We start from the raw sequence: 25,458 nt of genomic DNA, 5'->3' as shown, positions 1-25,458 counted from the left end.
GTTTCTGCGAACCGGTGAATAGGTCCGGTGTCGCCGCGCCGGACCTATTTGATTGTGTAACCCACATCTTCTGCGGCCCGGCGCAGCGTGTTTGCGAAGGATCGTGCAAAAGAGCGCAAGACGTAGAGTTCGAAGCGTTTTTCGCCCCGGCGCTGGATCTGAACGGCGATCTCATGATGCGCCGTCGCGCATCCCGAATGGACGGGGAAGGCCGCACTTGCGAAATCGAGCGCGAACAGCTTGGCCAGAACCCATTCCGCTTTCGGCCCTTCAATGCCAAGCACCGTTCTCCCATGCGAAAGGTCGGTCACCGTGCCGATCGTGTCCGGCACCGCGCTTTCCAGCTGGCCCGCAAGCGTCTCGCGCGGGCCGCTCACCAGAAACCGGCCGGGGCCGATATTGAAGGCGCACACGCCTTCGCGATTGGCCGCACCATTGCCCGAACCTGCCGAGAGTCTGAGATTGCAGGCACCCGCCAGCGCTTCGCAAAGCGCCTTCTCCTGGCCCGGCCAGGCTGTCGCCTCGACAATGCCCGCCCTGTCGATTTCAAGGATCGTGACTTCCGCCCCATTGGCGAAATCACCATAGGAGCCGGGGCGAAAATCGCTGCCCAGCGGTGATGCGCGCTCAACCATGCATGCGCTCCCCATCCGGATCGAAGAAATGGTGGCTGACGATTTCCACCTGTCCGAAGCGCTTGCGCAGCGGATCGGACAGGAAGGCCCGTGTGCCGTGTCGTGTCTTGCCGCCCTTGACCAGCGCCAGGCCGATGTATTTTTCGAGCGCCGGCGAATAGCAGTATCCGGTCACATGGCCGATGCTTTCGCCCGGTTCGTCGCGGTTCCCGCTTTCCACCAGATGCGCGCCGCCGCCAAGCGGCTGACCGTCAAGCGAGACGACTCCCACGAGCCGCAGCCTGTTCCTGTCGATCAGGGCAGGGCGGTCCATCAGGCCCGAACCGATGAAGGGCTTCTTCTTGGACAGCATCCCGTCGAGATAGAGATCGCGCGCCGTGGTGCGGCCGTCTATCTCCGCGCCCGTCACATGGCCCTTCTCGATGCGCAGCGCGCCGAGCGCTTCCATGCCATAGGGCGTGATGCCGAAGGGGTCGCCGGCTTCCAGCAGCGCTTCCCAGACATGAACGCCATGGCCGGCCCCGCAATAGACCTCATAGGCAAGCTCGCCGGAAAAGGAGAGGCGGCAGATCATGGCGGGCGCGCCATCGATTTCGCCATGCACGATGCCCATGAAGGGGAGCGCGTCATTGTCGACACCGGTTCCGGTCACGCAGCGTTCGAGAACCGCGCGGGCCTTCGGACCGGCAATCGCAGCCCCCGCCCACTGGTCGGTGACGGAGGTGAGATGCACCTTCAGGTCCGGCCACAGAATGTCGAGGCAATATTCCAGATGCTGCATCACCGGGCCTGCATTGGCGGTGGTGGTGGTCATCAGGAAATCGGTTTCGCCAAGCCGCCAGGTGGTGCCGTCATCGAAGACCAGCCCGTCTTCGCGCAGCATCAGCCCATAGCGCGCTTTGCCAACTTTCAGCGTGGAGAAGGTGTTGGTGTAGACCCGGTCGAGGAATGTGGCGGCATCCGGTCCCTTCACGGCAATCTTGCCGAGCGTCGACACATCGACAAGACCCACCGAACGGCGCACCGCCGACGCCTCGCGGATGTAGGCCTGCTCCACCGTCTCGCCCGCACCGGCATAGGCGAGGGGGCGATGCCACAGGCCCGCCGGCGTCATCTCTGCGCCATGCTCTTCATGCCAGTCGTGCAGGGGCGTCAGCCGCTCCGGTTTCAGATCGCCATAACGCTCTGCCGCCAGCGCGCCGATGGCGACAGGCGAAAAGGGCGGGCGGAACCGCGTTGTGCCGGCCTGCGGGATCTCGATGCCGCGCGCGGCGGCCATGATGGCCAGCCCCGGCACATTCGAGGTCTTGCCCTGATCGGTCGCCATGCCGAGCGTCGTATAGCGCTTCAGGTGCTCGACGCTGACGAAGCCCTCACGGTGCGCAAGCCGCACATCGTCGGCGGTCACATCGTGCTGGAAGTCGACGAACGCCTTGCCCTTGCCCCGGATTTCCAGAACCGGGGCGGGGGTGAGATCAAGTGCTGACGGAGCCGTTTCCGGCAGTTTGGCCCGCGAAGGGCGCTTGTCGGCGCTTTTTAACCCCGCATTGCGGCCACTCGCCAGAGCTTCCGCCGACCCCGTTTTGCCGAGAAACGCGCCCGCGCCAATCCAGCGCTGCGTCGGTTCAGGCGGCAGAAACGCCTGTTTTTCGGCATCCCAGACAGGCTTCCCGCCAGCCTGGCTCGCCAGATGGATGACCGGCTGCCAGCCGCCGGAAACCGCGAGACTGTCGCAGTCTATCGGCCTTGCCTCGCCGGAGAGCCTGCCCGTATCGGCGTCGAATGCCTGCACCACAGCGCCTGAAAGCGCCTTGCCACCCTTGGTTCCGACAATGGCGTGACCGGTCAGCGGCACCACGCCGGCCTCGGTTGCAAGCGCTGTCGCTTCATCGCCGATCTGCTTGCGCACATCCACGATGGCCGCCACATGCCCGCCGGCGCGTCTGATGGCGGCGGCTGCCTGATAGGCGCTGTCATTATTGGTGAAAAGAACCGTCTTTTCGCCCGGCAAAACGCCGAACTCGCCCGCATAGCGGCGCACCGCGCCCGCCAGCATCACGCCGGGACAGTCATTTCCGGGAAAGACGATGGGGCGCTCAAGCGCACCCGTCGCAAGCACGACCGTGCCGGCGCGGATCGTCCAGTGGCGCTGGCGGGGATGCCCCTTCGGTGTGCGGGCCACATGATCGTTGACGCGCTCGAGCGCTGCCAGCGTGTTGCCGTCATAATAGCCCCAGACCGCCGTGCGGGTGAGAAGGCGCACATTGTCGAGCCCGGAGAGCAGCGCGGTGATTTCCGCCGCCCATGCATCGGCCGGTTTTGCGTCGATGGTTTCGCCCGACCAGCGTGCAAAGCCGCCGGTCTGCTTCTCCTGTTCGGCGAGGATCACGCGCTTGCCGGCCTTTGCGGCTGCCTCCGCCGCCATCAGGCCCGCAATGCCGCCGCCCACCACGAGCACGTCGCAAAAGGCGTTCTTGTGCTCATAGCGCGAGGGATCAGCTTCGTAATCGGCGCGGCCGAGGCCGGCGGCCCGGCGAATGACATGCTCGCACATCATCCAGAAGCGCGTGCCCTTCAGTGGTCCGGCCACCGGCCCCATGAAGGTCTTGTAGTAGAAGCCAGCGCCCAAAAGCCGGCCGCCGAGCTGGTTCAGCGCCCCGAAATCCCAGGCGAGTGAAGGGAAGCGGTTCTGGCTTTCCGCCCTGAGCCCGTCATGCAGTTCGATCTGCGTGGCGGGAATGTTCGGCTCGCGCACGCCTTCGCGCAGAATGGTCACGAGTGCGTTCGGCTCGTCCACCCCGGCGCTGAAGACGCCGCGCGGACGGTGATATTTGAACGAGCGGCCCACCAGTGAAACGCCGTTGGCGAGAAGCGCGGAGGCCAGCGTGTCGCCGGCATGGCCGGTATGGGCCTCGCCATCGAAGGTGAAGCGGATGGTGCGGGTGCGGTCGATTGATCCGCCGGCGGATGTACGGCGCGGGCTCATGCGGCGTCTCCGCTTTTGGCGTTGCCGCGAACGGGAGCGACCGCGTGGATTTCATGGGTCAGCGTGTTCCGCTCCACCACCAGATGCGCGCGGCACCCTCCGGTATGCTGCCAGTATTCCCGGTGGCGCCCCGCCGGATTGGGCCGGTTATAGACATAGTCGAGCCACGCCTGCGTGTCGGTCGAGGCGGGATCGGGCCGGGTGCGCGTCGCGTCGCCCTGATAGGAGAATTCGGCAAGGTCGCGGGGGCCGCAATGCGGGCAGTCGATCAGCATGGCGGTTCCCTCAATGCAGTTTCGGGGTCGGGCCCTGGCCCGCTTCGTTGATCACCGCGCCGCGCTCGAAGCGGCTCAGCGTGAACGGCGCGTTGATGGCGTGAGGCTCGTCCTTGGCGATGGTCCAGGCAAAGGAATAGCCCGAAGCCGGCGTCGCCTTGAAGCCGCCATAGCACCAGCCGCAATTCAGGTAGAGACCGGGCAGGGGCCCTTTCGTGATGATCGGAGAACCGTCCATCGACATGTCCATGATGCCGCCCCAGGAGCGCAGGAGGCGAAGCCGTGCGACCGATGGGAACATGGCGCAGATCTCGCTCATCACGTCTTCCGCAACGGGCAGGTTTCCGCGCTGGGCATAGGAATTGTAGAAATCCAGACTGCCGCCGAACACCAGGCCGCCCTTGTCCGATTGCGAGACATAGAGATGGCCGGCCCCGAAGGTCACGACGCAGTTCACGAACGGCTTTATGGCTTCGGACACGAAAGCCTGCAGAACATGGCTTTCGATGGGAAACGTGTCGACGCCGGCGCGCTTCAGCACCTGGCCCGTGCTGCCGGCCACCGCCATCGCCACCTTTTTCGCGCGGATGTCGCCGCGTGTGGTGGTGACGCCGATGATCCGGTCGCCATCGCGCAGGAAACCCGTCACTTCGCAATTCTCGATCATGTCGACGCCGCGCCGGTCGGCGGCGCGCGCATACCCCCAGGCGACCGCATCATGACGCGCGGTGCCGGCGCGCGGCTGCAACAGGCCACCGGCGATGGGAAAGCGCGCCGAACCGGAAACGTCGAGCCCTGGCACCCTGCGCGAAATCTCCTGCGGCGTCAGCCATTCGGCGTCCACGCCGTCATGGCGCATGGCGTTGCCCCGGCGGATGTAATCATCCGCCTGGCCCGGGCTGTGGGCAAGGTTCAAGACGCCGCGCTGCGAGAACATCACATTGTAGTTGAGTTCGTGGGAGAGGTTCTCCCAGAGCTTCATCGAATGTTCGTAGAAGCGAATGGATTCGGGCAGCAGATAGTTGGAGCGCACGATGGTCGTGTTGCGGCCGATATTGCCCGATCCGAGCCAGCCCTTCTCCAGAACGGCCACATTCGTGATGCCATGCATGGCGGCGAGATAATAGGCCGTCGCCAGACCGTGCCCGCCACCACCGATGATGATGACATCATAATTCGGTTTGGGATCGGGCTTGCGCCAGGCCGGTTTCCAGTCACGATTGCCTGAAAGGGCATTCTTCAGAAGCGAAAGTGCTGAATATTCCGCCATGCGCCGCCATTCTTTTGCCAGAACGAAGTCTAGGTTCAGGGCTAAACCTATAGGACACCCCGGCCGATGGTGGCAAATAAGGCGTATGTCTTTTCACAGGCTTGCCTTTCATTGCCACGCAGACGCCGGCAATGCTTGCTGCTGACGCATGCCTCGGGCAATGTCGGCGCACCAAAATCGCCCCCTGAACGATCCTGATTCTTTGAGAAGACTGACAGAAATGTTGTTGAAGCTCCGCACCCTGCCAGCTTTCCTGTGCCTTGTTTTCCTGCTCGCTTTCGGTTCGCTCGCCGCAGCGCAGGACACGGAAAGCTTTCTGGAAGGCCAGCGCGAGATGCTTTCGGGCATCGAAAACAGCGTCGCTGGGCTGGAGACGGAGATCGGCCACCAGTCGACCGACGATGCCGAGCTCGTCGACATTCGCGTCGAACTGGAGAGGCTGGGGCGTGAGGTGTTCGACGCCAGCCTGGCGTTCCGCCCCCGGCTTTCGGAAATCAACACGCGCCTTGAGCAATTGGGCGAGCCGCGGAAGGAAGGCGAGCCGCCCGAACCGGAAGAGGTAACGCGCGAGCGCACCCGCCTTCTTGATGAGAAGGCGAGCTTCAACGTCCTGATCGGCGATGCGGAGCGCCTTTCGGTGCGCATCAAGACGGTGATCGAAGAGATCGCGGAACTGCGCCGCGATCTGTTCACCCGCACCCTGTCGCGCCGCTACGACATTTCGGCGGCGGTCAGCACCGATGTCCTGGGTGAATTTACGCAGGAACTGGGCCGTGTCTACACGCGCGTGTCCGCCTGGCTCAGCTTCACGGTCAAATACCGCCTGAAGCCGCTGCTTCTGGCGACGGCGCTTGCCTCCATTGCAGCACTTGCCCTCTTGTTCGGTGGACGCCGCCTCTTTGATGACTTTGTCGAGCCGGACCGCAGTGAGCAGAACCCCACCTATCTCAGCCGTCTGGCGACAGCGCTCTTCTCGACGCTGATCCCGTCGGTTTCCTATGGCACGTTCCTCGTGCTCAGCTATCTCTTTCTGGATTATTTCAACCTGCTGCGCAGTGACATTGCGCCGCTTCTCTGGTCGCTCTTCTCGGTCATCATACTGGTCTATTTTGTCTACCGGCTGGCGCGCGCAATCCTTGCGCCACGGCGTCCCAACTGGCGGCTTTTGCCGGTGCGGTCCCAGGCGGCGCAGTGGCTTCTTGTTCTTGCGGTTGTCACGGCGGTTGCGACCGGCTTCGACCATTTCATGGACCAGGTCTATTCGGTGCTCAGCTCGCAGCTTTCGCTGACCGTCGCCACAAGTCTGGTTGCCACGGTTGTCGTCGGGCTTCTCATCATGGCCATTGGCGCAGTCCGGCCGCTTGAAGACGAAGAGGGCAAGCCCCGGCAGTGGCCGCTCAAATTCCGCTACCTTCTGTTCTTCATCGGCGCTGCGATCATCATCGCCGCACTGCTTGGCTATATCGGTTTCGCCCGCTTCCTGTCGCAACAGGTGGTCGTGACCGGCGCGATCATTGCGACCATGTATATCGGTTTCCTGACGGCCGGTGCGATCACTTCGGAAGGCGCGTTCGCGCATTCGTGGTTCGCCCGGCGTCTGGAGCGTCACACGGCCTTTGACGAAACCGCGCTCGATCAGCTCGGCCTGATCTCGGGCATGATCATCAATGTCATCGTCGTTCTGATCGGTGTGCCGCTCATTCTTCTGCAATGGGGCTTCCGCTGGGCCGACCTAACGGCCTGGAGCTACCGGATTGCCGGCAACATTCAGATCGGCTCGCTCTCCTTCTCCATCATGGGCATTGTGACGGGCATTGTCGTTTTCGTTGTCGGCTACTTTGTCACCCGCTGGTTCCAGGGCTGGCTCGACGGCAAGGTGATGGCGCGCAGCCGCATGGATTCAGGCGTGCGCAACTCCATTCGCACCGGTGTTGGCTATGTGGGCCTCGTGATCGCCGGCCTGATCGGCGTTTCGGCAGCGGGCATCAATCTTTCCAATCTGGCGCTCGTTGCCGGTGCGCTTTCCCTGGGCATTGGTTTTGGCCTGCAGAACATCGTGTCGAACTTCGTTTCGGGCCTGATCCTTCTGGCCGAGCGGCCCTTCAAGGCCGGCGACTGGATCGTGGCTGGCGCAGTGTCCGGCACGGTGAAGAAGATTTCAGTGCGCGCCACCGAGATCGAGACGTTCCAGCGTCAGTCTGTGATCCTGCCGAACTCCGAGCTGATCAACGCGGCGGTCGGCAACTGGACGCATCGCAACAAGCTGGGCCGGATGGAAATCGCCGTGGGCGTGGCCTATGGATCGGATGTGCGGCGTGTGCACGAGATCCTTCTGGAAATCGCCAAATCGCATCCGATGGTTCTGAAAAACCCGGAACCTTTCGTGCTCTTCGCCGGGTTCGGTGACTCGTCGCTCGATTTCGAAATCCGGGTCTATCTCTCCGACATCCTGACGCAGCTCGAAGTGCAGAACGGCATCCGCTTCGCCATCGTCGATGCGTTCGAGGCCGAGGGCATCGAGATTCCGTTCCCGCAGCGCGACATTCATGTGCGCTCCGGTTTTCTGAAACCGGAAGAGCCGGAGCTGCCTGAAGACGGGGAAACGGACGATCTTGAAGAGGAAACGCCTGCAGAGCCCGGCGCGGAGAAGGTGGTGCGTCGCCGTCGACGCCGCAAAACTGATCCGGAGTAATGTGCGGCATGAATGTGGCGTTCAGTTGCCGTTCACGTTGGAAGCTATATAACCGAACACAAGAACGCAGCTGGAAGGCTCTGACATTCAAGGGGCAGAGACACACTGATGAAGACAATGAAGAAATTCGTTTATGCAGCCGCAGCGCTGCTCGTCACCGGTGGCGCGGCTTTCGCGGCGAGCGCCGTCAATCTCGACAGTGAGGCCCACACGCTTGTCGTGACCGAAGGCGGCTCCCAGACGGAGCTGGTTGTCGGCGCGGGCGAAACCATCGAGTTTTGCGCTGCCGGGTGCTTCGTGACCATGCCGAATGGCGACCGCGAGGTTCTGAGCGGCTCGGAAACCATCGAGATTTCCGGCGGCAAGGGCCGCGTGCGCTAGGGCCAGGACCCAAGAATAGATCTCGAAATCTGTTCCCCATTTCACGGGAAAGCAAAGAAAGGCTGCGCCATTGCGCGGCCTTTTGTTTGTTTTGTTATGAGCCTGTTAAGCCTGAACGGCATTTTCCATCGCTTGACTTGCCCCTGCGTTAGCAAGTTCAGAATTCAGAAGTTCCTTTCACGTAAGGCCGTCTCCAGTACGGGTTTTGTCTGGGGGCTTTTATGGACGCGCGATCTGAACGCAATGCGGTGCCGCTGGCCGTCGATCTCGACGGCACACTGATTGCGACCGATCTTTTATGGGAGAGTCTTTTTCTTCTCCTGCGTCGCAAGCCCCTGTGCGTCTTTCTTCTGCCGTTCTGGCTTCTGGGAGGGAAGGCGCGGCTGAAATGCGAAATCGCCTCGCGCGTCGAACTCGATGCAGGCGGTCTTCCGTATCGGCAGGATCTTCTCGCCCGGCTTCGCGAAGACAGGGCCGCTGGCCGCCACATCGTTCTTGCCACGGCTTCGCCCAAGAAGTTCGCCGATGCGATTGCCGAGCATCTGGGCGTTTTCGATGAGGTGATCTCCACCGAACCCGGACGCAACATGGCCTCGGGAATGAAGCGCGATGCGCTGGTTGCGGCATTTGGCGATGGCGGTTTCGATTATGCCGGCAACAGCCGCGCCGATGTCGCTGTTTTTGATGCCGCGCGCAATGGCATCGTCGTTGCGCCGGATCGCGCCGCAGCGCGCTGGCAGGCGGCAAATGACGCCGAGCTTCTGGAAGCGCCCAGGCCGACCATCAAGACCTATGTGAAGATGCTCAGGGTGCACCAATGGCTGAAGAACAGCCTGATTTTCGTGCCGCTCATCCTGAGCCATGAATATCTGAACATGCCCCTGCTGACGCTGTGCGTTCTGGCCTTCATCTCGTTCAGCACCGCCGCATCGGCCATCTACATCCTGAACGACTTCTTCGACCTCGGTCTGGACAGGCGTCATCCCACCAAGCGCAACAGGCCTTTTGCGAGCGGCATGCTCTCGATTCCGTTCGGGTTTGCGGCGATGATCGGCCTTCTGGCGATCAGCGGTTTCACGGCGCTGTTCCTGCCGCCGCTCTTCGGCATTGTGCTTGTCGGCTATCTGATCGCCACCACCGCTTATTCCCTGTCGCTCAAGCGAATGCTTCTGATCGATGTGCTGACCCTTGCCGGTCTCTATACGATGCGCATTCTTGCCGGCAGCGCGGCCACGACCATCGGCGTTTCCTTCTGGCTTCTGGCGTTCTCGGTCTTCTTCTTCCTCTCGCTGGCGCTGGTGAAGCGCTATGTGGAGCTGCGCTCAACCGTTCTGCCCGCAGGCGAGCGGATTGCCGGACGCGGCTATCGCACCGAGGATCAGGAAGTGATCGCCCAGGCAGGCATGGCCTCGGCCTTCTCCTCCGCCATGGTTCTGGCGCTCTACATCGAGAGCAGCGCCGTACGTGAGCTCTACGAGATGCCCTGGCTGATCTGGCCGCTTTGCCCGATCGTGCTCTACATCACCATTCGCATGTGGATCCTGGCGCGGCGCGACGAGATGCATGACGATCCCATCGTCTTCATCATTGGCGACTGGCGCAGCCAGCTTTTCGGTCTGCTCGGCGCTGTCCTTCTCTTCTCGGCGGGGCTCTGAGGCATGGCCGATTACTCTGCTTTTGGGCTGGTGCGCCGTCGAGCGCCTGTGGCGATTGGCGCTGAAGACGCCATTGAGCGCCTGCGCGCGGGCAGGGGGCTTCCGTCCTCCGTCCTGCCCTATGGCAATGGCCGTTCCTATGGCGATACCTGTCTGAACGATGCCGGCGCGCTGATCGACATGCGCCCCATGAACCGCATCGTCGCTTTCGATGAACAGAGCGGGCTTTTGACGGCGCAGGCCGGTCTCATGCTTTCGGATGTCATCGCCCATGTGGGGCCGAAGGGCTGGTTTCCGGCAGTCGTTCCGGGCACCCGGTTTGTCACGCTGGGCGGGGCAATCGCCAATGACGTGCACGGCAAGAACCACCACCGGCGCGGCACGTTTGGCTGCCACGTGGTGTCCTTCACGCTTCTGCGGTCCGATGGAGAGGTCCGCCGTTGCAGCGCCGATGAGAATGAAGAGCTTTTCCGCGCCACCATCGGCGGCATGGGGCTGACGGGCCTGATCCTGGACGCCACCATTCGCCTGATGAAGGTCGCCTCCGTCGATGTGAACGAATGCGTGCGCGGCTTCTCCGGTCTGGATGAATATTTCGATCTGGCCGAAGACGCCGACGCCCGGAACGAATATGCCGTTGCCTGGCTCGACCAGCTTGCGTCGGGTGCAAAGGCGGGCAGGGGCTTTTTGCTCACGGCCAATCACGCCGAAGATGGCGCGGTGTTTCGCGCCGCGTCCCCGCGCCGTCTCACCGTTCCCTTCCGGCCGCCGCTCAATCTTTTGAACCGCTGGTCGCTGACCCTGTTCAACCGGGCCTTTGCCTGGAGCAAGGCGCGCGCCGAAGGCGTTCGGCGCTCCTCTTACGAAAGCTACTTCTTTCCTCTCGACGCCGTGCGCCACTGGAACCGGCTCTATGGCCCGCGCGGTCTCCTGCAACATCAAAGCGTGGTGCCGTTCGAGGCCGCACGCGAAACCATCCCGGCAATGCTGGCGGCTGCGCGCGAGGCCGGTCAGGCGTCGTTCCTCACCGTTTTGAAGCGGTTTGGCGATGTCGCCTCGCCGGGCATGCTTTCCTTTCCGCGGCCGGGCTACACGCTGACGCTCGATTTCTCCAATGCGGGCGCTGCCACGGATGCGCTTTTCGAGCGGCTTGACCGGATGACGGTCGAGGCCGGTGGCGCGGTCAATCCCTACAAGGATGCGCGCATGGGGCCTGCTCTTTTCGAAGCCTCGTTCCCGCACTGGCGCGATCTGGAGGCGCTGCGCGACCCGGCCTTCCTTTCCGATTTCTGGCGGCGCACGGCGCAGAAGCTGCCGGCCAGCGAGGCGGGAGGCCGGCATGCCGCCGAATGATTTCTTTCAACCCGGCCAGACACCGGAAACTCACGCAAAAGATGCAATTTATATCCAGCGCTTCACGCTTTGTTTGCAAGAAGGCGCTATGACAGGGACGGGCGGGACAAGATGAAATACATACCCTTCATACTCTTCACGGTGATGACCAACGCGGCTGCGCAGCTCATGCTGAAACACGGCATGATGACGCTGGGCGATCTGAGCTTTGCGGGTGCGAACCCGATCCTGAAGATTCTTCAGATCGTCTTCAGCCCGTGGATTTTTGCCGGCCTGTGCGTCTTCGTCATCTCCATGGCGTCGCATCTCTACGTGCTTTCCAAGGTCGAGCTGTCCTTCGCCTATCCGTTTCTGAGCCTTGCCTATGTGGCGGTGGCGGTGTTTGCCTACTTCCTCTTCAAGGAAGACCTGAACGCCTACCGCATCGCCGGCATCGCGCTGATCTGCGTCGGCACCGTGCTGATCGCGCAGAGCGGCCGCGAAATGCCTGAAGAACAGGCGGCGCTCGCAAAAGACAAACTTCAGTCCGAAAGGTCGATGATCCAATGAGACATATCATTTTTGGCGGTGACGGCTTCGTCGGCCGGCACCTGGCCCCCAAGCTCGTGGCCGATGGCGAAGAGGTCATCGTTGCCGACATCGTGAAGAGCGACCTGTCGCACTACCGCCAGGTGGAGTTCGTCCATTGCGACGTGACCGATCCGGCCGCCGTGGAGGCGCTGGGCATGAAGGCCGACGACATGGTCTACAACCTGTCGGCCAAGATGCTGTCGCCGATCCAGGTGCGCGCCAAGCGGCACGACTTCTTCTACCCGGTGAACTATCACGGCACGGTCAACATCATCGAGGCGATGGACAAGGCGGGGGCAAAAAACCTCGTCCACTTCACCACCGACATGATCTACGGCCACACCGTCACCTATCCGATGACGGAAGATCATCCCGTTTCGCCGCTTGGCGAATACGGCCAGTCCAAGCTCGACACGGAAGTGCTGGCAGCCGAATGGCGCAAGCGCGGCATGAACATTTCGCTGTTCCGCCCGCGTCTCATCATCGGGCCGGGACGTCTGGGCATTCTCGAAAAGCTGTTCAAGCTGATCGACATGAACCTGCCGGTGCCGATGATTGGCGCAGGCAAGAACCCCTATCAGTTCATCTCCGTGTTCGACTGCGCGGAAGCCGCGCGTCTTGCGTGGAAGGCCGGCGTGCCGAACGAGGCCTACAATCTCGGCTCGATCAACCCGCCGCCGGTGCGCAAGCTGCTCGGCGATCTGGTGAAGCATGCGGGCTCGAAATCCCTGCTTCTGCCCACGCCGGGCTGGGCCGTGAAGCGCACGCTCGACATGCTCGACTGGATGAACATGCCGCTCATGGACCCGGAGCAGTATCTGATCGCCGACGAGATGTGCGTGCTCGACGTCTCCAAGGGCGAGCGCGACCTGAACTGGGTGCCGCAATACAATGACGGCGACATGCTGATCGCCGCCTATGACGAATATCGCGCCAAGAAATCTGGCCAGGCCGTTGGCGCCAGCCAGGTTCCGGCCGAATAGGGGAGGTCGCCATGACCGTCGTGACAAAGACCGATACGAAAGGGGCGAGGCCCGTGATGGACGCACCTGACCTTGCACCCAGGGCAATCGTGAAGCCCGATCTTCTCACCGTGGAAGACGCCAAGGCTCTGAGCGTCGAGCGGATGACCGATCTGTTCAAGGCGCATCTGAACCCTGGCCAGCTTCACTTCATGAAGCTTCTGGGCTTCCACAAGATCAAGATCGAGAGTGCGGAGGGGATGTATTACATCGACCAGAACGGTCGAAAAATCCTCGATTTCTTCGGCGGCTTCGGCTCGCTGGCCTTCGGCCACAACCATCCGCGCATTCTCGAAGCCCGCAAAAAGTTCCAGGACGAGAAGCGCCACGAGATCGCCATCGCCTTCATGTCGCAGTATTCGACGGCGCTGGCTGCCAATCTCGCAGCCTGTTCGCCGGGCGACCTCGACATGGTGTTCCTCGGCTCCTCGGGTTCCGAGGCCATGGAATCGGCCGTGAAGCTTGCCGAGCGCGCCGCCGGTCCCAAGCGTCCGAAGGTCGTCTATGCGGAGAACTCCTTCCACGGCAAGACCAAGGGCGTTCTCACCATCACCGATGGCAATCTCTACCGAGCAGAGTTCCGCCTGACGGACAACACGGTGCGGGTGCCCTTTGGCGATATCGACGCCATCGAACACGCCTTCCGCACCGATCCCGAGATCGGCGCAATCGTGCTTGAAACCGTTCAGGGCGGCGGTGGCATCAACGAGGCCCCGCGCGAATTCTGGCAGAAGCTGCGCCAGCTCTGCGATCAGTACGGCGTCATCTGGGTGGCGGACGAGGTTCAGTGCGGCTACGGGCGCACCGGCCGTTTCTATGCCTTCGAGCATTACGACGTGGTGCCGGACATCACCGCGCTCGCCAAGTCGCTGGGTGCGGGCAAGGCCGCCATGGCCGCGATGATCGCCAAGCGCGACATCTACATGAAGGCCTATGGCTCTCCGAAAAACGCGATGATCCACGCCATGGCCACCTTTGGCGGCATCGGCGAGGCCTGCGCCACGGCCATCGAGGGCACCAATGTGCTTTATGACGAAGCGCTGATGGAGAACGCCGAAAGCACCGGCGCCTATCTGGTCGAGCGTCTCAACGCGCTGAAGGACAAATATCCGCGCATCATCAAGGACATTCGCGGCCGTGGCTGCATGGTCGGGCTCGAGTTCCACGATTTCTCGCAGACCCTGCCGGCGGTTCTGCGCCCGGTGGTCGGCGTTTTGGACGAGAAGCTCAAGGGTTCGCTGTCGGGCTTTGTGGGCGCGCTCCTCCTGCGCGATTACGATGTTCTGGTCGCCTTCACCGAATACAACCGCAATGTCATCCGTCTCCTGCCGCCGCTCATCATGCAGAAGGAGCACGTGGACAAGCTGGTGGATTCGCTCGACGCGCTGCTCGGGCGCGGTGTCGTTTCCATCGTGAAGGATTTCGTCAAAAGCCAGGTGAAGTAAGGTCCGGCTTCTGACAGGATGATTCAGGGCTGCCTCTCAAGGCTCTGAAAGATTTAGGAAAAAGCGCCTCTCGCGCGACAACTGGCCGGGCTTGTCCCGGCCTTCTTTTTGTTTGCAATGCCGCTGGCCCCTCATCCGCCTGCCGGCACCTTCTCCCCGCCTGCGGGGAGAAGGACGATGGCCGCAACGCTGATGAAAGCCTCCTTCTCCCCGTGCACGGGGAGAAGGTGCCGGCAGGCGGATGAGGGGCGTGCGCCGGCGCTCAGACCCGGCAGTGAGACGTTGCAGAAGCGCGGCGGTTGGGAGGGCAGCGCCAGGCGCACCCGTCCTTCGACAAGCTCAGGATGAGGACTACCGGGCTTGCGGTGTGGTTCATTCCGAACAGTTATTTACGGGCGTCATCAACTCAACAGCCCTCATCCTGAGCTTGTCGAAGGACGGGGGCGCTTGGCACCGAACAACAGCAACGCTTCCTTCTCCCCGCGTGCGGGGAGAAGGTGCCGGCAGGCGGATGAGGGGTGTGCGCCGGGCTCAAACCCGGCAGTGAGACGTTGCATAAGCGCGGCGGTTGCGAGGCAGCGCCAAGCGCCCCGTCCTTCGACAGGCTCAGGATGAGGACTACCGGGCTTGCGGTGTGGTTCATTCCGAACCGTTTTATTTACGGGCGTCATCAACTCAACAGCCCTCATCCTGAGCTTGTCGAAGGACGGGGGCGCTTGGCACTGAACAACAGCAACGCTTCCTTCTCCCCGTGCACGGGGAGAAGGTGCCGGCAGGCGGATGAGGGGCGTGCACCGGCGCTCAAACCCGGCAGTGAGACGTTGCAGAAGTGCGGCGGTTGGGAGGGTTGAGCCAAGCGTCCCCGCCCTTCGACAAGCTCAGGATGAGGACTACCGGGCTTGCGGTGTGGTTCATTCCGAACCGTTGTATTTACGGGCGTCATCAACTCAACAGCCCTCATCCTGAGCTTGTCGAAGGACGGGGGCGCTTGGCACTGAACAACAGCAACGCTTCCTTCTCCCGCGAGCGGGGAGAAGGTGCCGGCAGGCAGATGAGGGGCGTGCACCCAGCCTCGAAGAAAACTGCCGAGCCTATTCGATCCGGTCCGCCATAAGCGGGTTCAGATAGGCGTCGAAACACTCATTGAGCGTGATCTGCTCATGGTCCTCGATGGCGGGCGCGTAGAGCGCCAGAAGGTCTGCATTCGCGGTCGTCAGCGGGCAGGTGGGGTGCAGAATGAGATCGGCCTCACGCACCGCCTCCAGCGCCTCGGCGTCCGGCGGCGGCACGGTGCGGGTCGGGTCCGCGCCGATGGAGACGTGCCGTGGCGCTTCCCTGTCCATCAGCCAGGGGAAGGGGTTCACGAAATTGAGGTTCATGACCGTGTCGAAGGTGACGCCCTGTTCCGCCTCCAGTTCGCGGATCGCGGTGATGGCCTCGTCGATGGCCATCAGATGCGCGATCTGGAAATCGAATTCCGAGTAGAACACATAGGAGGGCAGTTCCTGAATGCGGATGAAGTCCGCATAGGTCTCGCGATGCTTCGCGTAAAAGCCCATCATCTTCTCCGCCCGTGCGAGGATTTCCGGACGCATGTTGAGGCGGCCAAGCGTCTTCAGGTTTTCGCTTGGCATCGTCACGTTCTTGATCGCGCCGACATAGGTGCGTGCGGCCCGCTCGGCGGTGTTCACCAGCGGCGGAAGTGCTGCAGCGGCAGCAAGCAGGCCGGCGGCGATGAAGGCGCTGCGCGGTGCATCGCTCTGCCAGAGCCGCATCAGGACCGGCAGAAGCACCGGCCAGATAAAGATCAGCGCCTGGCTGCCGGTGTTCTGCGTCTCGAAGAAGATGCCTGCAAAAAGCACCACCATGATCCAGAAAGCGTCATGATCAAGGAAGCGCGCGATGGCCCGAAGACGTGGCTTGCTGCGCAGGGTTTCTGTGAGTGTCGCGCGGTCCCGGTAGAGCATGAACAGCGCCAGAAGCCCCGCCGGCACCACGATGCCGAATGTGTGCGATGCCGCCTGCAGGAAGCGGGGCAGGAGGCTGCCCTCGTTCATCACCACGAGCGCCAGAATATCGTTGATATAGGCGAGGGTGATGCCGTTCCACAGTTGCAGTACGCCCAGAATGGCGAAGAAGATCAGCGCCGAGGCGATGGCCGTGCGCAGCTGCACGCGCCCTGCCGCAAAGGCGAAGGCGCACAGAATGCCGCCTGAGGCAAAGCCGGTGATCTTGGTCAGGAACAGCGCCGTCATGCCTGCCACGATGGAGATGAGCAGCAGGCGCTGGTCGCGCAGATAAACCAGCGCCACCGTCAGCACATAGAGAAGCTGACAGATCTGCCGGTTGTAGACAGCGAACCCGTCCGAACCCGGAAACGGATAGAACTCGCGTGTGTTGAAGGGCAGAACGGCAAAGGCGAGGAAGGGCAGGAGCAGCGCCAGAGAAACACCGCGTGACGTCCTGTCGACCTGCCACAGCGCCAGCGCCATCAGCGGTGCGGTCACAACGAAGAGCGACCAGTGCACCAGAAGCAGCGGCTGGGCGTTCGAGAAGAGTTTCACGCCGCCGGCGAACAGATAATAGCCAAGCGGTCCCACGGGCGCGAAGAAATCGGTTGCCGGAACCTGCCCGGAAAAGATCCGGTTGGCCGCATCGAAATAGATGAAGAGATCCCAGTACATCGGCCCGATGGGCACGTTGAGCGGCAGCATCAAAACGACTGCCATGGCGATGGCCGTCATGCCGAGGATGGCGATCGGACTTGTCAGGCGCATGCGCCGTCCTGCCGCCGTGCCGTGTTCTACTGCCGTTGCCATGTCGTGCCCCCGGGGTGCCTTCTGCCTGTCGTCGCGTCGTTTCTACAGAAGAGGCGATCAGAAGAAGTTAATCAGGCAGTCTGATTGGCGCTTTTGCTTAATGGCGCGCGCCGTTTCGGCAATGTCGCATTCAGGCAAAGAGGCAAAGACTTTGGCGGACTAGGATCGTTTCGGATCATGGGTGTCATCCAGCCTGCCTGCGCGGTTGGCCGGAGTGCGATCGAGGGAGTGAGAGACCATGAAGACGAAGGCGCGGGCGGTTGTCATCGGCGGTGGCGTGGTGGGCGTGTCCACGCTCTATCATCTTGCCAAAAAGGGCTGGTCGGATGTCGTTCTGGTCGAGCGCAAGGAGCTCACTTCCGGTTCCACCTGGCATGCCGCCGGCCTGCTGCCGCTGTTCAACATGAGCTATTCGGTCGGCCAGATCCACAAATACTCGGTGAAATTCTATCAGGAGCTTCAGGAGGAAACCGGCATGAATGTCGGTTTCACGCAATGCTCCAACATTCGTCTGGCGCGCACGAAGGATCGCTGGGACGAGTACATGTACTATGCCGGCATTGCCGAAACCATCGGCATTCCGGTCAACATCCTGACGCCGGAACAGGTGAAGGAGATCTGGCCGCTTTGCGAGACCGACGGGCTCCTTGGCGCGATCCAGCATCCCGACGATGGCTATATCCAGCCTGCCGATCTGACGCAGGCGCTCGCCAAGGGCGCGCGGGATCTCGGAGCAACCATCTATCGCAACACCGCCGTCACGGCGATTGCGCAGGGCGATGACGGGACCTGGACCGTGACCACCGACAAGGGCGAGATTGCCTGCGAACACGTTATCTCCTGCACCGGCAATTTTGCCCGCAGGACCGGGGCCATGGTCGGGCTCGACGTGCCGGTGATCCCGGTCGAGCACCAATACATCGTCACCGAGCCGCATCCGGCCATTGTCGCGCGCAAGAAGGAAGGCCTGCCGGAAATGGGCGTCCTGCGCGAGAGCGATTCCTCCTGGTACATGCGCGAGGAGAATGGCGGCCTCCTGCTTGGGCCTTACGAGGTCGGCGCGCCCTGCTGCTATGTGGACGGCCCGACCGACGACAGCGAATACGAGCTGTTTCAGGAAGATCTCGAACGCCTCATGCCCTATGTGGAAACGGCGATCGAGCGTGTTCCGGCCTTCGGCGAGGTGGGCATCAAGAAGATCTACAATGGCGCCATCGCCTATACGCCCGACGGCTCCCCCATCATCGGCCCCGCGCCGGGGCTCAAGAATTTCTGGCTGAATGAGGGCCATTCCTTCGGCGTCACGGCGGCTGGCGGTGCAGGCTGGCAGCTTGCCGAATGGATCGTCGAGGGCGAACCCTCCATCGACATGATGGGCGTCGACCCGCGCCGTTTCGGCCCCTACGCCACCGAGGGCTATCTGCGCGAGAAAAACGAGGAGGCCTATGCCAATGTCTTCACCGTTCACTATCCCGACGAGGAGCGTTCGGCGGCGCGTCCGCTCAAGACCACGCCAAGCTATGACCGGATGAAGGCGCTGGGGGCCGTGTTCGGTTCCGTCTATGGCTGGGAGCGGCCCAACTGGTTTGCGCCCGAGGGCTATGAAGTGCCCGAAAACGACCTTGGCGTCGGTGCGGATGTGCTTCTCAAACACAATCATGCGCCGGCGCTTGAAGATGGCCGCGTGGTGGAGAAATGGTCCTTCCGCCGCTCCAACTATTTCGAGCATGTCGGCAGTGAAGTGAAAAATGTTCACGAGAATGTCGGCCTGCTCGATATGTCGGCCTTCGCCAAGATCGAGGTTTCGGGATCGGGCGCAAGGGCCTGGCTCGACAGTATTTTTGCCAACCGTATTCCAAAGAAGCGTGGCCGTGTGGCGCTCTGCCATCTCTTGACGAAGAATGGCGGCGTGCGGTCCGAGTTCACCGTTTATGAGTGGAAGCCCGGCCGTTTCTATCTGGTCTCCGCCGGTGCTTACGAGGCGCATGACCACGACGTGCTGTTCAAGCTTCTGCCTGACGATGGCTCGGTCGTCCTGCAACCCATCACGCAGCAATATGGCGTCTTCGTTCTTGCCGGTCCGAAAAGCCGTGATGTTCTGGCAAAGCTCACCCGCACCGGGCTTTCCAATGCGGACTTCCCGTGGCTTTCGGGAAAGCCGGTCTCCATTGGCCGGGCGAGCGCCCATGCGCTGCGCGTGAACTTCGTCGGCGAGCTGGGCTGGGAGCTGCACCATCCCATCGAGCAGCAGAACCTTATCTTCGATCTCATCATGGAGGCCGGTGCGGAGCTCGGCATTCGCCCCTTTGGCATCCGCGCCATGACCTCCATGGCCATCGAGAAGAGCTACCGGCTGATCCCGCGCGAACTCTCCATCGAATACACGGCGTGGGAAAGCGGGCTCGACCGTTTCGTCCATCCGGACAAGGGCGAATTCATTGGCCGTGAGGCTCTGCTCAAGCAGCGCGATGCGGGGCTTGGCTGGAACTATGTCACGCTGGAAATCGGCGGCGTGCGCGATGCCGATGCGCGCGGCAATGAGGCGATCTACAGGGCCGGTGAACTGGTGGGCCGCGCCACCCATGGCGGCTATGGCTGGCGTGTGGGAAAAAGCCTGGCGCTCGCCATGGTGCGCCCTGAGCATGCGGCCGAGGGCACGGAACTGGAGATCAAAATCCTCGGTGATCTGCATCCCGCCCGGGTGATCAGCGAAAGTCCGTTCGACCCGGAGAATGCAGCCTTGCGAACCGATGGTTGAATAAAGTCGGAAGAAAGCGCGCCTTGAGCGCGCTTTTTTTATCCAGCGATCCGGAGCATTGGATGGAAAAGTGGAATCCGGTTTTCGGTTACACGGATGCTCCTTCAATGATGTAGATCATTCCTTGTGCGTCCAAATGGACGCACGGCGATCCAGCCGAGTTGTTAGGCGACTACGCCCAATTGCCTGATTTTTGATGCCCTGTGCATGGTTTAAACTGGGGCATGTCCATTTCGTCAAAGCCCCGGCGCTTCACGAATGGCGGTTTTCTGGCCGCTCTCCTGGCGCTCTCTTGTGCTCTTCTTGCGGGCAACCGGCCCGCAGATGCGCAGGAGGCCGTCGATGTCCAGCTCGTCCTCGCCGTGGATGTCTCCCTTTCCATGTCGGCGGGCGAGCTGGAGATCCAGCGGCGCGGCTATGCCGAGGCCATGACGCATGAAGACGTCATCAAGGCCATTTTAAGCGGCCTGCACGGCAAGATCGCGGTCACCTATTTCGAATGGGCGGGCAACTACTCGCAGCGGGTTGTCGTGCCCTGGACCCGCATCGCTTCCGTCGAGGACGCGGCCGGCTTCGCTGCCCGTCTCTCGTCCAATCCGCCCGGCAGTGCGCGGCGCACCTCGATTTCAGGTGCGCTCGATTTCGCCGGTGATCTTCTGGCCGAAAGCGGTTTTCGCAGCCTGCGGCGCGTGGTCGACATTTCCGGCGACGGCCCCAACAATCAGGGCGGCCCGGTCGTTCCGGCCCGCGACCGGCTGGTGGCGCTCGGCATAACCATCAATGGCCTGCCGCTCATGACCAATGGCGGGCTCACCACCCGTTTCGATGTCGAGGATCTGGACGCCTATTACCGCGAATGCGTGATTGGCGGGCCGGGTGCTTTTGTGGTGCCGGTCAATGAATGGGCGCAGTTTCCAGAGGCGATCCGGCGAAAGCTGGTTCTGGAGCTGGCCGGTGCGCCCGGCGAGCGCCCACCGGTGATCCGCGCCCGCTATCACGACATCTATGATTGCCTGATCGGCGAAAAGATGTGGCAGGACCGCTCCTGGATGTGGACCGATCCGTGAGTCGATTCAGAGTCTTGCGGCGACCTCTTCCAGCTGTTCTGCACATTGGCCCCAGCCTTCGTGAAACCCCATCTTCTCATGGGCTGCGACGTCTTCGTCGGACCAGTGGAGGGCGCGGGCAATGTAGCGGGTCTTTCCTTCGCCCGCATCTTCAAGCGTCAGGATCATGGTCATGAAGGGTTTGGCCGCCGGCGTCCACGCATCGGTGTAGGCGTCGGTGGTCACGATCTTCTCGTTCTCCACCACTTCAAGAAAGACGCCGGGATTGGGATATTCGTTTCCCTCCGGATCGCGCATCACGATCAGCGATTTGCCACCCGGACGCACATCAAGCTCGGCCCTGGCAATGGTCCATGGTTTCGGCACGAACCATTGTTTCAGGATTTCCGGATCGGTCCAGGCGCGGAAGATCTTTTCGCGCGGCGCTGCGATGATGCGCGCCAGCACCAGTTCATGTTCGGTTTCGGGCTTTACGTCGATTGTCTCGGTCATCGCTGTGTCTCCTGCTTCTGATATTCGAGAAACGAATGAGAGCGGCCCGATCCGACACGCCCGGCGGATTTTTTCGCTCAGGCGACCAGAAGCTGCTTTCGGTCGGCGCGCTCCTGCTGCGGCGAGCGCGCGTAGAGTTCGCGGTAGCATTTGGAGAAATGCGATGCCGAGACGAAGCCGCAGGCGACCGCCACCTCCACCACCGGCAGGGAAGACTGGATGAGGAGATGCCGCGCGCGGTCGAGCCGGATTTCGAGATAATAGCGCGCCGGAGAACGCCCCATCTCCTGCCGGAAAAGCCGCTCGATCTGGCGGCGGGAAAGCCCGACAGTCTCCGCCACCTGCACCAGCGAAAGCGGCTCTGAGAGATTGGCCTCCATCAGTTCGATAATGGTCAGAACCTTCGAGTTCTGAACGCCGAGCCGGGCTCTCAGCGGCAGGCGCTGGCGGTCGGAGGGGCTGCGCACCCGGTCGGTAAGTAACTGCTCGCAGACGCGGTTGATCAGGTTCTCGTCAAAATCCTCGCCGATCAGCTTGAGCATCATGTCCATGGCGGCGGTGCCGCCGGCGCAGGTGTAGATGTTCGCTTCGGTCTCGAACAGATCCGCATAGACATTGGCGCGCGGGAACTTTTCTGCAAAGCCCGGCAGGTTTTCCCAATGGATTGCGCAGCGCCTGTCGGTCAGAAGGCCGGCGCTGGCGAGCACATGGGCGGCCGTGCAAAGCCCGCCCAGGGTCACACCGCGATTGTATTCCTCGCGCAGCCAGGCAAACACGGTCTTGTCGCTGTAATCCTCGACATTGAGGCCGCTGCACACGATCACCATCGAGGGGCGTTCATGGCCGGTCATCATCCGCCGTTCATCGGCCAATGACGAGCTGACGGCCACTTCAACACCGTTCGATGCGCGCACCGGCAGGCCATCGGCACTCGCCAGCCGCCATTGATAGGCCGCGTAGCCGGCCATGCGGTTGGCGGCGCGCAACGGCTCAAGCGCCGCGGCAAACGCCATCATGGTGAAGTCGGGGATCAGAAAGAAAACGATGGACCGCTTGCAGCTATGCTCTTCCGCCATATTGCCTCCCGATCGCGCATGATGCTCTCTCCTCATCATGCTGCTGTCGTCAAAGCGTCATCAGGAAAAGGGTTTTCTGTCAATGCGGCAGGCGCGGGCAGTCCCAGCTTTATGTACGCCCAACCCAACTGTTTCGTGTCGAATTCTTAAACGGTAGAACGAAAAAGCCACCGTTCCGCGTGTCGGACGGTGGCTCTGAAACGGATGGTGTAACTGGGTCGGGGAACTCAGTTCACCAGAAATCCGAAACGCGCGCCGGCCAGCGCGCCGGTTTCGCCGGGCATGGTCCTGCCAAGCCGCTGGCGTGCGAAAACCGTGTTCGGATTGGAAACCCGCCTGCGGCGGAAAATGCGTGCGAAAAGCTTCATCCTGCGCTCCATGGAAACAGCAATATCGAAAGACAGTCGGCTCTCACCGGGCGCCTTCCATGCGTGATGGAATGGGGTCGCTCGTTCGATGGCGGAAAACTAACCGCTGCGCGGGCGCTGTTGCATGGGAAATGCGAAGCGCTCCGCCGGGAAAACGACATTTCCGGCGAAATCGTGGTGTTTTCAGCGCCACCGGAGACAAAAAAGACCCCGGTGGTTTGGCCGGGGTCTTTCAATGCAGGGATGGTCTGGCTGCGGGTGCAACTAAGCGCGTGGCGGATTTGGCCATCTCAGTCCGCGTGTCTGGTCGACGACGCGTTCTTCTTCTCCGTTGGACGGAGGCCGTATTTTGCATGATGCGTCATTGCGTCGAATTCAATCGCGAAATCACGCACCGCTTTAAGGGCTTTTCCCAGCGATATCATTGAACGCACTCCTGTTTGATGCCCCGTTGTTCAGAGCCGCGAGATGCCGCGGTTGTCCTGACCATCCGATTGAAGGCCCGTATACTGGCTGGGCCAGCCGATATCCTTGCGGATCTCTGCCGGCAATGTGCCGATCAGACGCTCGGTGCGGCGGCGGTTGAGGGCTGTGCGGTAGTGACGGACAAAATGATTGACGCGTGTGAAAACAGACATCGTCTTCTCCTTTGGTTGGCTTTCGCCTCTCGTCGTTGCCTGACGCTGTTGACTATGCCGCAAGGTTGATGTTCAATCAAACACAATCGAATGATGCTTTCGTTCAAAGTTATTGAATGGAGAACACCATGAACGCTCCCGTCAATCATCCCGTTCCCTTATTGGAGCTGGACGTTCTGCGAACCTTCGTCGCGATTGCGGAAACGGGCAGTTTCACTGCGGCGTCCAACGCCGTCTTCCGCACGCCATCGGCGGTTTCGATGCAGATCAAGAAGCTTGAGGAAATGCTCGGGCGCTCGGTCTTCGTGCGTGACGCGCGTTCGGTATCGCTCACCTCCGACGGCGAGTTATTATTAAGCTACGCCAGAAGGCTCCTGGCGTTAAACCGTGAAGCCGTCTCGAAATTCGTCATGCCCGACATCAGCGGCATCGTACGATTAGGATCGCCGGACGATTACGGCGAACGCATCCTGCCAAACGTTCTGAAACGTTTTGCAGAAACCCATCCTGCCATTGCCGTTGACGTGGTCATCGACCAGAGCTTCAATCTGCGCAAGCGCATGGCCAACCGGCAACTTGATCTCACCCTTCTCACATGCACGGACGACTCCGCTGAAAACGGCGTGCAGATCGTCTACACCGAGCCCATCGTCTGGGCCGGCGCAAAGGGCGGAAGCGCCCATCTGCGCGAACCCTTGCCGCTCTCCATCTGGGAAGAGGGCTGCGCCTGGCGCGCCGGCGCGCTGAAGGCCATGGAAAAAGACGGCCGCGATTATCGCATCGCCTATATGAGCGCCCATACGGCAGGCCAGCGCGCCGCCATCCTTTCCGATCTCGCCATCGCGCCGCTTCCCAAATCCTTCCTGCACGGAGATCTGGTGGAGCTCGGCGTCAAGGACGGGCTGCCGAAACTTGGCAACTATCACATCGGCATGGTCGTCGCGCCCGACGCTTCCGCGCCGGTAAAGGCCGCAGCCGACCACATCCGCTCCACCTTCGATGCCTTCGTGGAGGACAATCGGGCCTGATCACGGGGAGGCCATATACGATGCGTTCGGATGATCGGCCGCAGCTTGCCGGCATTGCGCTCTCCAGCCCCGACAAGGCGCTGTTTGGCGAGGCCGGCATCAGCAAGCTGGATCTGGCGCGCCATTATGAGCGTGTCGCAGGACGCATGCTCCCGCATGTTGAAAAGCGCCTCGTCAGCCTCGTGCGCTGCCCGGACGGGCAGGGCAGTCCCTGCTTCTTCCAGCGCCATGGCGGCAAGGGCTTTCCCGAAGCGGTCGGGCGCATGGAGATCACCGAAAAGAGCGGCGAGCGCGACGACTATCTCCATATTGACGATCTCGCCGGAATCATCGCCGCCGTGCAGATGAGCACGCTGGAGTTCCATATCTGGGGATCGCGCATCGACCGTCTCGACGCGCCGGACCGGCTGGTTTTCGATCTCGACCCGGATGAGGAACTGGATTTCGCTGCCGTTCGCAGCGCCGCCTTCGCCGTGCGCACGCGGCTTTCCGATCTCGGCCTTGAAAGTCAGCCACTCCTGACCGGCGGCAAGGGCATTCACGTGGTCGCGCCGCTGGAGCGCCGGCGCGAATGGCCCGATGTGAAGGCCTTTGCACGTGGCGTCGCGCGCAAACTGTCAAAGGACGAGCCGGATCGCTTTCTGGCGGAAGCCTCCAAAGAGAAACGGACAGGGCGGGTCTTTGTCGACTGGCTGCGCAATGAGCGCGCCGCAACCGCCATCGCACCCTATTCGACAAGGGCCAGACCCGGCGCGCCGGTGGCGACGCCCGTTTCATGGGCGGAACTGAAAAGCATCGAAGCCGCAAACGCCTTTACGCTTGCCGACATGGCAGAACGCCTCTCCGGGCCGGATCCCTGGGCTGAAAGCGCCCGCTGGCGTCAGTCCATCACTGCGGACATGCTCAGCGCGGTTGACGCCGGCTGATA

At 61.9% G+C, this 25,458-nt stretch carries 20 protein-coding genes; 11 read left to right on the top strand and 9 right to left on the bottom strand.

Going from position 1 to position 25,458, the window contains the following annotated elements:
• Nucleotides 1–44: 44 nt before the first annotated feature.
• Genes ACRTG1_RS10955 through ACRTG1_RS10940 form a run of 4 tightly spaced genes read right to left on the bottom strand, consistent with a single transcriptional unit; the run spans nucleotide 45 to nucleotide 5,166 of the window.
• A complete protein-coding gene (locus ACRTG1_RS10955) occupies nucleotides 45–635 on the bottom strand; it encodes a sarcosine oxidase subunit gamma (protein ID WP_206994220.1) in 591 nt (196 codons plus the stop codon).
• Nucleotides 628–3,621 carry a sarcosine oxidase subunit alpha family protein gene (locus ACRTG1_RS10950; protein WP_432516269.1) on the bottom strand — a complete coding sequence of 998 codons (2,994 nt, stop codon included), beginning with the start codon at nucleotides 3,619–3,621 and terminating at the stop codon, nucleotides 628–630. Before ACRTG1_RS10950 ends, ACRTG1_RS10955 begins: the two co-directional genes overlap by 8 nt.
• A complete protein-coding gene (locus tag ACRTG1_RS10945) occupies nucleotides 3,618–3,896 on the bottom strand; it encodes a sarcosine oxidase subunit delta (protein ID WP_432516268.1) in 279 nt (92 codons plus the stop codon). The genes ACRTG1_RS10950 and ACRTG1_RS10945 overlap by 4 nt, the downstream gene beginning before the upstream one ends.
• A gap of 10 nt (nucleotides 3,897–3,906) precedes the next feature.
• Nucleotides 3,907–5,166 carry a sarcosine oxidase subunit beta family protein gene (locus ACRTG1_RS10940; RefSeq protein WP_206543839.1) on the bottom strand — a complete coding sequence of 420 codons (1,260 nt, stop codon included), beginning with the start codon at nucleotides 5,164–5,166 and terminating at the stop codon, nucleotides 3,907–3,909.
• 220 nt (nucleotides 5,167–5,386) lie between these two features.
• Between ACRTG1_RS10940 and ACRTG1_RS10935 the strand changes: the two genes are divergently transcribed.
• From ACRTG1_RS10935 to ACRTG1_RS10905, 7 genes are all read left to right on the top strand, one after another.
• Nucleotides 5,387–7,858, top strand: coding sequence for a mechanosensitive ion channel domain-containing protein (locus tag ACRTG1_RS10935; RefSeq protein WP_206548821.1), 2,472 nt, complete (start codon nucleotides 5,387–5,389; stop codon nucleotides 7,856–7,858).
• 117 nt (nucleotides 7,859–7,975) lie between these two features.
• The gene (locus ACRTG1_RS10930) at nucleotides 7,976–8,239 is read left to right on the top strand and encodes a hypothetical protein (RefSeq protein WP_162742385.1); all 264 of its coding nucleotides are present in this window, start codon (nucleotides 7,976–7,978) and stop codon (nucleotides 8,237–8,239) included.
• Nucleotides 8,240–8,460: 221 nt separating this feature from the next.
• Nucleotides 8,461–9,894 carry a UbiA family prenyltransferase gene (locus ACRTG1_RS10925; protein ID WP_317087829.1) on the top strand — a complete coding sequence of 478 codons (1,434 nt, stop codon included), beginning with the start codon at nucleotides 8,461–8,463 and terminating at the stop codon, nucleotides 9,892–9,894.
• Between the two features lie 3 nt (nucleotides 9,895–9,897).
• Nucleotides 9,898–11,247, top strand: coding sequence for an FAD-binding oxidoreductase (locus tag ACRTG1_RS10920; protein WP_317087830.1), 1,350 nt, complete (start codon nucleotides 9,898–9,900; stop codon nucleotides 11,245–11,247).
• 111 nt (nucleotides 11,248–11,358) lie between these two features.
• Nucleotides 11,359–11,796, top strand: a complete 438-nt coding sequence (locus ACRTG1_RS10915; protein WP_090326855.1) for an EamA family transporter — start codon at nucleotides 11,359–11,361, stop codon at nucleotides 11,794–11,796.
• Nucleotides 11,793–12,800, top strand: a complete 1,008-nt coding sequence (locus tag ACRTG1_RS10910; RefSeq protein ID WP_432516267.1) for an NAD-dependent epimerase/dehydratase family protein — start codon at nucleotides 11,793–11,795, stop codon at nucleotides 12,798–12,800. The genes ACRTG1_RS10915 and ACRTG1_RS10910 overlap by 4 nt, the downstream gene beginning before the upstream one ends.
• 56 nt (nucleotides 12,801–12,856) lie before the next feature.
• Nucleotides 12,857–14,284, top strand: a complete 1,428-nt coding sequence (locus ACRTG1_RS10905) for an aspartate aminotransferase family protein (RefSeq protein WP_224873469.1) — start codon at nucleotides 12,857–12,859, stop codon at nucleotides 14,282–14,284.
• A gap of 1,091 nt (nucleotides 14,285–15,375) precedes the next feature.
• On the opposite strand, the gene ACRTG1_RS10900 is transcribed toward ACRTG1_RS10905, so the two are convergent.
• Nucleotides 15,376–17,103, bottom strand: a complete 1,728-nt coding sequence (locus ACRTG1_RS10900) for a hypothetical protein (RefSeq protein ID WP_432516266.1) — start codon at nucleotides 17,101–17,103, stop codon at nucleotides 15,376–15,378.
• Nucleotides 17,104–17,341: 238 nt separating this feature from the next.
• On the opposite strand from ACRTG1_RS10900, the gene ACRTG1_RS10895 reads away from it, so the two are divergent.
• Together ACRTG1_RS10895 and ACRTG1_RS10890 are read left to right on the top strand one after the other, a co-directional pair.
• Entirely contained in the window at nucleotides 17,342–19,861 is a 2,520-nt protein-coding gene (locus ACRTG1_RS10895) for a GcvT family protein (protein WP_432516265.1), read from the top strand.
• A 224-nt stretch (nucleotides 19,862–20,085) separates the two neighbouring features.
• The gene (locus ACRTG1_RS10890; protein ID WP_206554560.1) at nucleotides 20,086–20,928 is read left to right on the top strand and encodes a DUF1194 domain-containing protein; all 843 of its coding nucleotides are present in this window, start codon (nucleotides 20,086–20,088) and stop codon (nucleotides 20,926–20,928) included.
• Between the two features lie 6 nt (nucleotides 20,929–20,934).
• On the opposite strand, the gene ACRTG1_RS10885 is transcribed toward ACRTG1_RS10890, so the two are convergent.
• The 4 genes from ACRTG1_RS10885 to ACRTG1_RS10870 all read right to left on the bottom strand — a co-directional run bounded on the left by ACRTG1_RS10885 (nucleotide 20,935) and on the right by ACRTG1_RS10870 (nucleotide 23,502).
• Nucleotides 20,935–21,420 (bottom strand): SRPBCC family protein, encoded by a 486-nt coding sequence (locus ACRTG1_RS10885; RefSeq protein WP_432516264.1) that lies wholly within the window; start codon nucleotides 21,418–21,420, stop codon nucleotides 20,935–20,937.
• A 77-nt stretch (nucleotides 21,421–21,497) separates the two neighbouring features.
• The gene (locus tag ACRTG1_RS10880; RefSeq protein WP_113155563.1) at nucleotides 21,498–22,496 is read right to left on the bottom strand and encodes a GlxA family transcriptional regulator; all 999 of its coding nucleotides are present in this window, start codon (nucleotides 22,494–22,496) and stop codon (nucleotides 21,498–21,500) included.
• A 227-nt stretch (nucleotides 22,497–22,723) separates the two neighbouring features.
• On the bottom strand, nucleotides 22,724–22,864 hold the full coding sequence (locus ACRTG1_RS10875) for a hypothetical protein (RefSeq protein WP_206543832.1): 141 nt from the start codon (nucleotides 22,862–22,864) through the stop codon (nucleotides 22,724–22,726).
• Between the two features lie 455 nt (nucleotides 22,865–23,319).
• A complete protein-coding gene (locus ACRTG1_RS10870; protein ID WP_206543831.1) occupies nucleotides 23,320–23,502 on the bottom strand; it encodes a hypothetical protein in 183 nt (60 codons plus the stop codon).
• 128 nt (nucleotides 23,503–23,630) lie between these two features.
• Between ACRTG1_RS10870 and ACRTG1_RS10865 the strand changes: the two genes are divergently transcribed.
• Nucleotides 23,631–24,530, top strand: coding sequence for a LysR substrate-binding domain-containing protein (locus ACRTG1_RS10865; protein WP_206543830.1), 900 nt, complete (start codon nucleotides 23,631–23,633; stop codon nucleotides 24,528–24,530).
• Nucleotides 24,531–24,550: 20 nt separating this feature from the next.
• Nucleotides 24,551–25,456 carry a non-homologous end-joining DNA ligase gene (gene ligD, locus ACRTG1_RS10860; protein ID WP_432516263.1) on the top strand — a complete coding sequence of 302 codons (906 nt, stop codon included), beginning with the start codon at nucleotides 24,551–24,553 and terminating at the stop codon, nucleotides 25,454–25,456.
• Nucleotides 25,457–25,458 lie beyond the last annotated feature (2 nt).

The organism is Nitratireductor sp. PBL-C9 (genome assembly GCF_050877045.1).
GTDB lineage: Bacteria > Pseudomonadota > Alphaproteobacteria > Rhizobiales > Rhizobiaceae > Nitratireductor > Nitratireductor aquimarinus.
The sequence above is the reverse complement of the archived record's forward strand: the minus strand, read 5'-3'. Positions and strand labels throughout refer to the sequence as shown.